Annotated in this window: 12 protein-coding genes; 10 read left to right on the top strand and 2 right to left on the bottom strand. The window is 46.2% G+C overall.

The window, feature by feature from the left end; all coding sequences use genetic code 11:
* Window positions 1–75: 75 nt before the first annotated feature.
* Together ACH97_RS24515 and ACH97_RS15400 are read right to left on the bottom strand one after the other, a co-directional pair.
* The gene (locus ACH97_RS24515) at window positions 76–162 is read right to left on the bottom strand and encodes a putative holin-like toxin (protein ID WP_003179417.1); all 87 of its coding nucleotides are present in this window, start codon (window positions 160–162) and stop codon (window positions 76–78) included.
* 261 nt (window positions 163–423) lie between these two features.
* Window positions 424–849: a VOC family protein gene (locus ACH97_RS15400; protein WP_020450393.1), complete on the bottom strand. Its 426-nt coding sequence runs from the start codon at window positions 847–849 to the stop codon at window positions 424–426.
* A gap of 94 nt (window positions 850–943) precedes the next feature.
* On the opposite strand from ACH97_RS15400, the gene ACH97_RS15405 reads away from it, so the two are divergent.
* From ACH97_RS15405 to ACH97_RS15445, 10 genes are all read left to right on the top strand, one after another.
* Complete coding sequence (locus tag ACH97_RS15405; protein WP_020450394.1) at window positions 944–1,891, top strand: helix-turn-helix transcriptional regulator; 948 nt, start codon at window positions 944–946, stop codon at window positions 1,889–1,891.
* A gap of 291 nt (window positions 1,892–2,182) precedes the next feature.
* A complete protein-coding gene (locus ACH97_RS24075) occupies window positions 2,183–2,584 on the top strand; it encodes a DUF4163 domain-containing protein (RefSeq protein WP_241494260.1) in 402 nt (133 codons plus the stop codon).
* Window positions 2,532–2,852 (top strand): RsiV family protein, encoded by a 321-nt coding sequence (locus tag ACH97_RS24080; protein ID WP_241494261.1) that lies wholly within the window; start codon window positions 2,532–2,534, stop codon window positions 2,850–2,852. The genes ACH97_RS24075 and ACH97_RS24080 overlap by 53 nt, the downstream gene beginning before the upstream one ends.
* A gap of 71 nt (window positions 2,853–2,923) precedes the next feature.
* Window positions 2,924–4,303: a polysaccharide deacetylase family protein gene (locus ACH97_RS15415; protein WP_020450396.1), complete on the top strand. Its 1,380-nt coding sequence runs from the start codon at window positions 2,924–2,926 to the stop codon at window positions 4,301–4,303.
* 130 nt (window positions 4,304–4,433) lie between these two features.
* Complete coding sequence (gene amyS / locus ACH97_RS15420) at window positions 4,434–5,972, top strand: alpha-amylase (protein WP_025811956.1); 1,539 nt, start codon at window positions 4,434–4,436, stop codon at window positions 5,970–5,972.
* A gap of 167 nt (window positions 5,973–6,139) precedes the next feature.
* Complete coding sequence (locus ACH97_RS15425; RefSeq protein ID WP_025810299.1) at window positions 6,140–7,090, top strand: LacI family DNA-binding transcriptional regulator; 951 nt, start codon at window positions 6,140–6,142, stop codon at window positions 7,088–7,090.
* Window positions 7,091–7,205: 115 nt separating this feature from the next.
* Window positions 7,206–8,969 carry a glycoside hydrolase family 13 protein gene (locus ACH97_RS15430; RefSeq protein ID WP_033155045.1) on the top strand — a complete coding sequence of 588 codons (1,764 nt, stop codon included), beginning with the start codon at window positions 7,206–7,208 and terminating at the stop codon, window positions 8,967–8,969.
* A 94-nt stretch (window positions 8,970–9,063) separates the two neighbouring features.
* The gene (locus tag ACH97_RS15435) at window positions 9,064–10,317 is read left to right on the top strand and encodes an extracellular solute-binding protein (RefSeq protein WP_020450400.1); all 1,254 of its coding nucleotides are present in this window, start codon (window positions 9,064–9,066) and stop codon (window positions 10,315–10,317) included.
* Between the two features lie 41 nt (window positions 10,318–10,358).
* Complete coding sequence (locus ACH97_RS15440) at window positions 10,359–11,666, top strand: carbohydrate ABC transporter permease (protein WP_020450401.1); 1,308 nt, start codon at window positions 10,359–10,361, stop codon at window positions 11,664–11,666.
* The gene (locus ACH97_RS15445) at window positions 11,667–12,518 is read left to right on the top strand and encodes a sugar ABC transporter permease (RefSeq protein ID WP_020450402.1); all 852 of its coding nucleotides are present in this window, start codon (window positions 11,667–11,669) and stop codon (window positions 12,516–12,518) included.
* Window position 12,519 lies beyond the last annotated feature (1 nt).

Raw genomic sequence — 12,519 nt, forward strand, 5'->3', positions numbered from 1 at the left:
TAAAAAGGAGTCGGCTCTATTTTTAGATCCCAATTAAAAAGTAAGATCGTCTTGGTGTGGGAATCAAGGGCGATCTTACTTTTTTTTGTCGTTCGATGACAGAATTGCCACGACAAGAATGCCGAAAGAGACCATGAGTTGCAACGCCTCTGATACTGTCACATGCTCACCCCCTTTCTCTCCAAGAGATGGAGGGTGAGCCGACCGCCCTTATATAGAACCGAACTGTTGCTACCCCTTATTATACCAAAAAGAAGAGGCGTTTCCATAAATGCCCTTTGTCAAGTGAATTTGAAAAAACGCAGTTTTTTAAATTTTTGTGGTCAAATACCGCTTTTTAGCCAAAAAACCCTGCAAATTTTTCCGTGCAAAAAAGGCCGGTTCATGAAACCCGGCCTTTTTTGATCTGTCTCATTTGTTCATTTATGCGGGACGCGCGGCAAAAATTTGAAAGGTAACGCCGAACGGATCGGTGACAATGCCGTAAGCGGGACTGAAATAAGTCTCCTTCAGCTCAAGCTTGACCTCGCCCCGCTCGCTCAGCTTGCCAAACAGCCGCTTGGCCGAAGAAACGTCAGCTGCCGTTACGCAAATGGACAATTGGTTTCCACTTTGGAAAGGCAGTTCAGGAATGATGTCGGCGATCATCATGACGGCGTCGCCGATTGTCAAAACGGCGTGTGCGATGAAAGCCAATTCGTCATCCTTAAAATTCGCCGCCTCATCTGCGGGGCCTTCGCCAATCGTCTGACTGAACTTTACTTCAGCCTCGAGTACATCACGATAATAATCAATCGCTTCCTTTGCTCTTCCATTCATCAGGATGTAAGGTGTAAATTGCGTTTTCATAGAGCGAACATCTCCTTTTTTTGTTGATCTAAGAAGATTGTATATTATAATAGTGACAACTTATGTCATGGTTAAAAAATGATTGGAGGTTTTCATGTCTAAAGCGAAACGATTGAATGAAATGATCATGATGGTAAACCGGAAAAAACGATTTACGGTCGGGGAGCTGGCGCAGGAATTCGGCGTTTCCAAGAGAACGGTTTTAAGGGATTTGCAAGAGCTCAGCGAAATGGGGGTGCCCCTCTATTCTGAAACCGGCCCCCACGGAGGGTATCAAGTGTTAAATGAAAGGATTCTTCCTCCCATCGCCTTCAGCGAGAACGAAGCGATCGCCATCTTCTTTGCGATCGATGCGCTGAAGCATTATATATCCCTGCCGTTTGACGCTCAGTACGACTCCATCAAAAAGAAATTTTATTTGAACCTTACAGGAGACATCCGGAATGCGATTGACAGTATGAAGGATCGCGTTGCTTTTTATACGCCTTATGAGCAAAAAGACGACATTCCGGTCTTAAAGGTGCTGCTTGAAGCGGCAGTTCAGCAAAAGGTGTTGATCATCGAATATGAAGCAAATGGCGCAGCAAGCAAGAGAAACATTCAGCCGATCGGAATCTATGCCAATCAAGGGAAGTGGTATTGCCCGGCTTACTGTTTTTTAAGACAAGACTACCGCATCTTCAGGTGCGACCGGATTAAGCGGGCCGAACTTGATGAACATACGGCCCCGCTTGATTTGACCGGTCTTAATTTAAAGAACCGTTTTTCAGCTGTGTCCCGGCCAAGGGAGACATTGGAATTATCCGCGGAGCTGACAAAAAAAGGAGTAGAACGGCACGGTTCCCTCAAATGGCCGCACCTTGAGCTGGATGTAAAAGAAGACGGGTCCGGCGTGCTGAAAGGAGAGATCGCGCCGAAGGACATTGATTTTTTTGCGGATTATTTCATTTCATTCGGCCGGGAAGCAATTATTCAGAAGCCTTCCGAATTAATCGAAAGGATGAAGCGGACATTATCCGACATGCTGAAACAATACGGCTAAAATGAAGACTCCGGTCAGACTGATCACGAAGTCCGCGGCCTGCGTTTTTCCGCCTTTAAAGCCCCTCAAAAAAAGCGTGAAGACGCACGTCTCATTCATCATTCCGTTAACGCCACTCTCAGGAATTGAGAGTGTCTTATTTTTGCCGTCAGAAGAAATTTTTACCCAAAAAAGTTGACGGGGGATTTAAAAGTGGGTATCATTACAAATATGAAATAAATATTACATTTGTGTTACAAAAGAAAATGATATGTTACGAGTTTAAAAGAAGATTGACAAAGGAGCATGCTTATGAAAAAAGCGATGGCTATTTTAGGATTCCTTGTACTCACAGCATCGCTGCTATTCATCATCAATAAAGGAACATCTCAAATAAACGCTTCACAAAATAGAAAAGCCGCGATTCACACGGAATATTACAAAGACATCAGTTCGCTTTCTTTTCCGGTATTCAGCGATTTGAAGGAAGAAGATGCCCAGCTGGCCAACGAAGCGGTAAAACTTCATTTAAAAAACTCTTATAAAGAATTTCAAAAAATCGTTAAAGATGCCGAAAAGAAGGATAAGGACGAGGAGAACGTCTATGAAACGTCCTACAAAGTCAAATACAACGAGGAAGGCAAACTGAGCTTTTTAATCTATGACTATCAGTTCTCCGGCGGCGCGCACGGCCGCTACATCCTACAACTTTGACTTTGACAAGCGCAAACAAGTCGTGCTGACTGACGTATTAAACAATCAGGCAAAAATCGAAAAAGCAAAAAACTATATTTTCAGCTATATCAACGAACATCCGGAACAGTTTTATTCTGATCTTAAAAAGAGCGATATCCGCTTGGATGAACACACGGCTTTCTATTATACAAGCAGCGGAATTTCAATTGTATTTCAGCAGTATGATATCGCCCCGTATGCGGCCGGAAATCAGGAAATAAAGCTTCCGTCGACGCTTTTATATTAGTCCCGGTATGAGAAACAATATTTGTAATAGAAACAGAGAAAGCAAGTCATGAAACAGGAGAGTGAGCAGCGATGTCTGGCAAACCATCATTTCGATGGGTTAAAATGTTGATTTTTTTAACGATATTAATAGGTTTGGCGGGGTACTCTTACAATAAGGTGTCAAGCAACAGTCAAGAGCCCCCTCAACCAAAAAAAGACGGCGGACAATCCGGCCTCGGCGTCGAATCCATGGTCAGCGACAGCAAACAAGAGCGGTATGCCATCCACTATCCGGTATTTCGCATAAAAGAAATCGATGAACAAATAAAAGATTATGTGAATCAAGAATTGGCCAGTTTTAAAGAGGATAATGCAAAGGCCCAGGCTCAGCATAAAGACGGGCCTTTTGAACTGAACATCAAATATAAGGTTGTCTATTACACAAAAGATGCAGCCAGTGTGGTGCTGAATCAATACATAGAGGCCGGGGGCGTTTCGGGTACAACGTCTGTCAAGACGTTTAACGCCGATTTAAAACAGAAAAAGCTGCTGTCCCTTCAAGACCTGTTCGAAGAAAATTCAGATTTTCTGAACAGGATTTCAAGCATTGCCTATCAGGAATTGAAAAATCGGAATCCGTCTGCCGACACGGCTTTATTAAAAGAAGGGACAAGCCCTCAGGAAGAGCATTTCAGCCGCTTCGCGCTCCTGGAAAACGAAGTCGAATTTTATTTTGAGAAAAAACAAACCGGTCTTGAGCAGTCTGTAAAAATAAAAAAAGAATGGGTAAAAGATATTTTAAAAGACCAATATCAGGATATGAAAAAGAGCCGTCTTCAGGCCAAACGAGAGCAGGAGCCTGTCCCCCTTCCGAAACAGGCGAAAATAAATCCTGATGAAAAAGTGATTGCTCTCACATTTGATGACGGCCCGAATCCCGCTACAACGAATAAAATATTGAATGCTTTACAAAAGCATGAAGGGCATGCGACCTTCTTTGTGCTTGGAAGCAGAGCCCAATATTATCCCGAAACGATAAAACGAATGCTGAAGGAAGGAAACGAAGTCGGCAACCATTCCTGGGACCATCCGTTATTGACAAGGCTGTCAAATGAAAAAGCGTATCAGGAAATTAACGACACGCAAGAAATGATCGAAAAAATCAGCGGACACCAGCCGGCACACTTGCGCCCTCCATATGGCGGAATCAATGATTCCGTCCGCTCGCTTTCCAATCTGAAGGTCTCGTTGTGGGATGTTGATCCGGAAGATTGGAAGTACAGAAATAAACAAAAGATTGTCAATCATGTCATGAGTCATGCGGGAGACGGAAAAATCGTCTTAATGCACGATATTTATGCAACGTCCGCAGAAGCGGCGGAAGAGATTATTAAAAAGCTGAAAGCAAAGGGCTATCAATTGGTAACTGTATCTCAGCTTGAAGAAGTGAAGAAGCAGAGAGGATATTGAATAAATGAGAAGAAAGCGCCATATCGGCGCTTTTCTGTTGCAAGAAAATATAGGGAAAACGATATTTGTTAAAAATTCAAAATATTTATACAATAGCATGTGTTTCACTTTGAAAGGGGAGAGGAAAATCATGAAACAACACAAACGGCTTTATGCCCGATTGCTGCCGCTGTTATTTGCGCTCATCTTCTTGCTGCCTCACTCTGCAGCTGCGGCGGCAAATCTTAATGGGACGCTGATGCAATATTTTGAGTGGTACATGCCAAATGACGGCCAACATTGGAAACGCTTACAAAATGACTCGGCATATTTGGCTGAACACGGTATTACTGCCGTCTGGATTCCCCCGGCATATAAGGGAACGAGTCAAGACGATGTAGGCTACGGCGCTTACGATCTGTATGATTTAGGGGAGTTTCATCAAAAAGGGACGGTTCGGACAAAGTACGGCACAAAGGGAGAACTGCAATCTGCGATCAACAGTCTTCATTCCCGGGACATCAACGTTTACGGCGATGTAGTCATCAACCACAAAGGCGGCGCTGATGCGACCGAAGATGTAACGGCTGTTGAAGTCGATCCCGCCGACCGCAACCGCGTAACATCAGGAGAACAGCGAATCAAAGCGTGGACACATTTTCAATTCCCGGGGCGCGGCAGCACATACAGCGATTTCAAATGGCATTGGTACCATTTTGACGGAACCGATTGGGACGAGTCCCGAAAGCTGAACCGCATCTATAAGTTTCAAGGAAAGGCATGGGATTGGGAAGTTTCCAATGAAAACGGCAACTATGATTACTTGATGTATGCCGACATCGATTATGATCATCCTGATGTCACGGCAGAAATAAAGAGATGGGGAACGTGGTATGCCAATGAGCTGCAATTGGACGGATTCCGCCTTGATGCCGTCAAACACATTAAATTTTCTTTTTTGCGGGATTGGGTCAATCATGTCAGGGAAAAAACAGGAAAGGAAATGTTTACGGTAGCCGAATATTGGCAGAATGACTTAGGTGCGCTGGAAAACTATTTGAACAAAACAAACTTTAATCATTCAGTGTTTGACGTGCCGCTTCATTACCAGTTCCATGCTGCATCGACACAGGGAGGCGGCTATGATATGAGGAAATTGCTGAACGGAACAGTCGTTTCCAAGCATCCTGTGAAAGCGGTTACGTTTGTTGATAACCATGATACACAGCCGGGGCAATCGCTTGAGTCGACTGTCCAAACATGGTTTAAGCCGCTGGCTTACGCTTTTATTTTGACAAGAGAAGCAGGCTACCCGCAGATTTTCTACGGGGATATGTACGGGACGAAAGGAGCCTCGCAGCGCGAAATTCCTGCCCTGAAACACAAAATCGAACCGATCTTAAAAGCGAGAATACAATATGCGTACGGAGCACAGCATGATTATTTCGATCATCATGACATTGTCGGCTGGACGAGGGAAGGCGACAGCTCGGTTGCAAATTCTGGTTTGGCGGCGTTAATAACAGACGGACCCGGCGGGACAAAGCGAATGTATGTCGGCCGGCAAAACGCCGGTGAGACATGGCATGACATCACCGGAAACCGTTCCGATTCTGTTGTCATCAATGCAGAAGGCTGGGGAGAGTTTCACGTAAACGGCGGATCGGTTTCGATCTATGTTCAAAGATAGAAGAAAAGAGTGATAGGACGGATTTCCTAAAGGAAATCCGTTTTTTTATTTTCTCCTTCTTATAAAATTTCTTTGATTCCATCTTATAATTAATTTTAACAAGGTGTCATCAGCCCTCAGGAAGGACTAGCTGACAGTTTGAATCGTATAGGTAAGGCGGGGATGAAATGGCAACGTTATCTGATGTAGCAAAGAAAGCAAATGTATCGAAAATGACGGTATCGCGGGTGATCAATCATCCTGAGACTGTGACGGATGAATTGAAAAAGCTTGTTCATTCCGCAATGAAGGAGCTCAATTATATACCGAACTATGCAGCAAGAGCGCTCGTTCAAAACAGAACACAGGTCGTCAAGCTGCTCATACTGGAAGAAATGGATACGACTGAACCTTATTATATGAACCTGTTAACGGGAATCAGCCGCGAGCTGGACCGTCACCATTATGCTTTGCAGCTTGTCACAAGGAAATCTCTCAATATCGGCCAGTGTGACGGCATTATAGCGACGGGATTGAGAAAAGCCGATTTTGAAGGGCTGATTAAAGTATTTGAAAAGCCTGTCGTTGTATTTGGCCAAAATGAAATGGGCTATGATTTTATTGATGTTAACAATGAAAAAGGTACCTATATGGCAACACGCCACGTCATTGGGCTGGGCGTCCGCAATGTCGTCTTTTTTGGAATCGATTTGGATGAACCCTTTGAACGGTCAAGGGAAAAAGGCTACCTTCAGGCGATGGAAGGCAGTCTGAAAAAAGCGGCGATTTTCCGGATGGAAAACAGTTCGAAAAAAAGTGAAGCACGCGCACTGGAAGTGCTGGCATCCCTTGATGCACCGGCAGCCGTGGTTTGCGCTTCCGACCGCATCGCGCTCGGGGTCATCCGTGCGGCGCAATTGCTCGGCAAAAAAATTCCGGAAGATGTCGCGGTTACCGGCTATGACGGGGTGTTTCTCGACCGGATCGCTTCGCCTCGCCTGACGACGATCAGACAGCCTGTTGTTGAAATGGGAGAGGCTTGCGCCAGAATCCTGCTGAAAAAAATCAATGAAGACGGAGCGTCGCAAGGCAATCAATTTTTTGAGCCGGAACTTATTGTCCGGGAATCGACTTTGTAAGGGTCTCATTCTGTTACCGGTAACAAGCTGAAAATGATTGTTCCTGTTATGCCGTCATGATAATTTCAGAATAAAAGCCGGTTTATCACAGCCGGACAACCAAAAAGGGGGAAACATGATGGAATATGCAGCGATTCATCATCAGCCTTTCAGCTCTGATGCCTATTCTTACGATGGAAGGACATTGCACATCAAAATCCGTACAAAAAAGAATGATGCCGAACACGTCTGCTTGATTTGGGGAGATCCTTACGAACACACCGGCGGCACATGGAAAGCGAACGAGCTTGCGATGGCGAAAATTGCCGCGACAAGCACGCATGATTACTGGTTTGCCGAAGTGGCGCCTCCATTCAGGCGTCTGCAATACGGGTTTATCCTTACAGGCGCTGATGGTCAAGACACTTTTTACGGAAGCAGTGGTGCCTGTCCGTTTGCCGGAAAAGCGGCAGATATGGCCAAGTACTGTTTTAAATTTCCGTTTGTTCATGAGGCAGATACGTTTAATGCACCTGACTGGGTCAAATCAACCGTCTGGTATCAAATTTTTCCGGAGCGCTTTGCCAGCGGCCGAGAGGATTTGTCTCCGGAAAACGCTTTGCCATGGGGAAGCAAGGACCCCGAGGTGGACGATTTTTTCGGAGGGGATTTGCAGGGGATCATAAACAAACTGGACTATCTGGAAGACTTGGGGGTAGGCGGCATTTATTTGACGCCGATCTTTGCCGCGCCTTCCAACCATAAATACGATACATTGGACTATTGCTCGATCGATCCGCATTTTGGCGATGAGGAACTCTTTCGCACGCTGGTCAGCCGGCTTCACGAGCGGGGAATGAAGATCATGCTTGACGCTGTTTTTAATCACATCGGCAGCGCTTCGCGAGAGTGGCAGGATGTCGTCAAAAACGGTGAAAAGTCCCGTTATAAAGACTGGTTTCATGTTCATTCTTTTCCTGTTAAAGAAGGCGGCTACGATACATTTGCGTTTACGCCCGAGATGCCGAAGCTCAATACCGCCAACCCGGAAGTTCAGGCTTATTTACTTGATATCGCGCTGTACTGGATACGCGAATTTGATATCGACGGCTGGCGTTTGGATGTGGCAAATGAAGTCGATCATGCGTTTTGGAAGAAGTTCCGTCAAGCCGTTACTGCAGAAAAGCCCGACATTTTTATATTGGGCGAAATCTGGCATCAGGCTGATCCGTGGCTTAGAGGAGACGAATTTCATTCGGTTATGAACTACCCGTTCACAGAACCGATGATTGACTATTTTGCAGACGGATCGATTTCAGCTTCGCAAATGGCGAGCCGCATCAATTCGCATCTCATGAGCGGGATGAAGCAGGTCAATGAGGTGATGTTTAATTTGCTGGACAGCCATGACACGAAGCGGATTTTGACAAGATGCGGAGGAGATGAGAAAAAAGTACGCTCTCTTTTGGCATTTATGTTTGCTCAGACAGGCTCGCCGTGCATTTATTACGGAACCGAAATCGGGCTGGACGGCGGGGATGACCCATTGTGCCGGAAGTGCATGGTTTGGGAAGAAGAGAAACAGAATCAAGAGATGCTCACATTTATGAAACGGCTGATCGCTTTGCGAAAACAAGAAAATGATGTATTGACATATGGAACGCTCGAGTGGAGGCTGGTTGACGACGAAAACGATTTTGTCAGTTTTTCCCGAACGGATGAAGAAAAAGAGCTGATCTACTTCTTCCACCAGGGCAGCGAGGTGCGCCGTGTCAGATTGCGGGATTTGAAGATTGCAAGCGACAAAAGAATATATGATGCGTGGTCGGAAGAAGCGCTCCATCATGATGATGCGGTCGACATACAGCCAGGCGGGTTTTTCATTTTGGGGGCGGTTTAAATTCTGTTACCGGTAACAGAATTTAAACTATTGTAACCGCTTTCTATCGAGGATTACAATTGTCTCAGATTCTAAGATAGAAGGGGGAAAAAAGATGCAACATTTAAAAAAAGGATTTTTAGCGATGCTGGCGACAGTTCTGCTGTTCGGTCTTGCCGCCTGTTCAAGTTCAAAGGAAACGGGGGGCAACGGCGGGAAAAAAGTGCTGACCGTGTCTGTAGAAGAGGTCTATAAACCTTACGTTGAAAGCATAAAGGAAGGTTTTGAAAAAGAGAATGATGTGACAGTCAAAATTGTTGAAAAGCCAATGTTCGATCAGCTTGAAGCGCTTCCTCTTGACGGCCCGGCAGGCAATGCGCCCGATGTCATGCTTGCGGCATACGACCGTATCGGCGGCTTAGGACAGCAAGGGCATTTGCTGGAAGTCAAACCGTCTGAGACTAAAAGCTTCGGCGACAAAGAAATGCAGCAAGTAACAGTTGACGGAAAAGTCTACGGAATCCCGCTTGTTATTGAAACTCTCGTACTCTATTACAATAAAGACCTGTTAAAAGTGCCGCCAAAAACCTTTAACGAGCTTGAGGATTTAACAAAAGACAAGAGGTTCGCTTTTTCTTCGGAAAAAGGAAAATCGACCGCTTTTCTCGCAAAGTGGACGGACTTTTACATGTCATACGGTTTAATGGCGGGATACGGGGGATATGTATTCGGAGCTGACGGCACGGATTCCGGAGACATCGGTCTGAACAACAACGGGGCCGTGGAAGCGGTGGAATACGCCGAGAAATGGTTCAGTGAATATTGGCCGAAAGGCATGCAGGACAATACGAGCGCTGACGATTTTATCCAGCAGACCTTTATGGACGGAAAAGCAGCTGCTGTTATCGGAGGTCCCTGGTCAGCTTCCAATTATAAAGAAGCCGGTTTGAACTACGGTGCCGCGAAAATCCCGACATTGCCAAACGGAAAAGAATATGCTCCGTTTGCAGGCGGAAAAGGCTGGGTCGCCTCTAAATATACGAAAGAGGCAGAGCTTGCTGAAAAGTGGCTGCAATATGCCGCAAATGACGAAAATGCTTACCGTTTTTATGAAGATACGAACGAAGTTCCGGCCAACCTCGCCGCACGAAAAAAAGCAGGGGAGCAAAAAAGCGAGCTGACGTCGGCGGTCATCACACAATACGAAACGGCGACTCCGACTCCGAACATTCCGGAGATGGCCGAGGTATGGACAGGTGCAGAAAGCCTGATATTTGACGCGGCAGCAGGGAAAAAATCGGCACAGCAATCAGCGGATGATGCCGTCCGTGTAATTAAAGAAAACATTAAAGAAAAGTATGTGAAATAAAACGGCGGTTTTAGCGTCCGGAAGAATAGAGGGCGAAAAAAATGAACAAAGACCAAACACTTGCAAAACGGAGCCGGAAGGCAGCGCTGTTATCGATTATTCCCGGTGCTGGCCAGATTGCAAACCGGCAGTTTTCAAAGGGGATCCTTTTTCTTGTCATCACAGGCTTGTTTATTTGTGAGTTAGCGGTTTTCGGTTATCAGGCGCTGATCGGCCTCGCGACGCTGGGGACTGTCCCGGGAGAAGATCACTCGCTGTTTCTGTTGATAGAGGGCACGCTGCAATTGATATTGACGCTCGTTTTTCTGATGTTTTACATCTTTAATCTGTATGATGCCCGGAAGACCGCCGCGATGAAAGCGGCGGGTTTGAAAATCAGCGAGACGGCCGGGGACATGATCAGAAATGCAGGTGACAAAGGGTTTCCGTATTTATTTACGCTGCCGGCATACCTCATGATGGTGTTTGTAATTATTTTTCCGGTGCTGGTGACTCTGTTTATCGCGTTTACAAACTACGATTTTTATCATATTCCGCCTAACAGTCTCATCGACTGGGTCGGCTTTAAAAATTTCATGAATATCTTTTTCCTTGGCTCGTATCGGCAAACATTCGCCGATGTACTGGGCTGGACGATCATCTGGACGATCTGTGCGACAACGCTGCAAATTGTTCTCGGCATCGTGACAGCGTTGGTCGTCAATCAAAACTTTATTAAAGGCAAGCGGATGTTCCGGATCATTTTCCTGCTTCCGTGGGCCGTTCCGGCATTTATTACGATTATGAGCTTTGCCAACATTTTTAATGACTCGGCGGGCGCGATGAACGTCCAAGTGATCCCGCTTTTGAACCAGCTCCCGTTCGTCGATATCCCGGCTGTCGCATGGAAGACCGATCCGTTCTGGACGAAGACGGCTTTGATTATGATTCAGACGTGGCTCGGTTTTCCATACATTTATGTCATGGTGACAGGGGTGCTTCAGGCGATTCCCGGAGAGCTTTATGAAGCGGCAAAAATTGACGGCGCGACATTTATTCAGCGCTTTAAACACATTACGCTGCCGATGATTTTATTTGCGACCGCACCGGTGATGATTACCCAGTATACGTTTAATTTCAATAACTTCTCGATCATCTATTTATTTAATGAGGGCGGTCCGGGGAGTGCGGGGGCCGGAGCTGGGTCAACCGACATCTTAATATCCTGGATCTATAAGCTGACGACGGGAACGTCGCCGCAGTATTCCGTGGCGGCTGCTGTCACACTGCTCATTTCTTTCATTGTCATCGGGGTTTCCCTGATTGCTTTTAAGAAATCGAATGCCTTTGGCAATGAGGAGGTCATGTAGATGAGAGGGATTTTCAAAAATACGCGGTTCACCGGGATTCTGAACAAGGTTTTGACCTATATATTTTTGACGTTTTTAAGCATCGTGATTATTTATCCGCTTTTGATTACGGCATCATCCGCATTTCGGGTCGGGAATGTAGCGGCTTTTACACTCGATTTTTCGGGCCAATGGACATTGGACCACTTTAAGCGGCTGTTTGAAGAGACGCTTTACCTCAACTGGTACGGGAATACGCTTGTGATCGCGCTGTCTGTCATGGTGTTCCAGGTGACGATTGTGACGCTTGCCGGCTATACGTACAGCCGCTACCGGTTTGCGGGCCGAAAAAAGAGTCTCATTTTCTTTTTGATCATTCAAATGGTGCCGACGATGGCGGCGCTGACCGCTTTTTACGTCCTGGCCATGCTGATCGGAGCTTTGGACCAATATTGGTTTTTAACTGCAATCTATATCGGCGGCGGAATTCCGATGAACACATGGCTGATGAAGGGCTACTTTGATACAGTGCCTAGAGAAATCGATGAAGCGGCGCGGATTGACGGAGCGGGGCACCTGCGGATCTTTGCTTCGGTCGTTCTGCCGCTTGTGAAACCGATGCTTGCTGTCCAGGCGCTGTGGGCGTTTATGGGGCCGTTCGGCGACTATCTGCTGGCGAAATTTCTGCTTCGCTCGCCGGAAAGCCTGACCATCGCCGTCGGTTTGCAGACATTCATCTCCAATCCGCAGCAGCAAAAAGTCGCGCTGTTTGCAGCGGGCGCGATTCTTGCGGCTCTGCCGATTTGCATCTTGTTCTTCTTTCTCCAAAAGAACTTTGTGTCCGGTTTGACATCCGGCGGAACGAAGGGATAAA

Source organism: Bacillus paralicheniformis, from assembly GCF_001042485.2.
GTDB classification, from domain to species: Bacteria; Bacillota; Bacilli; order Bacillales; family Bacillaceae; genus Bacillus; species Bacillus paralicheniformis.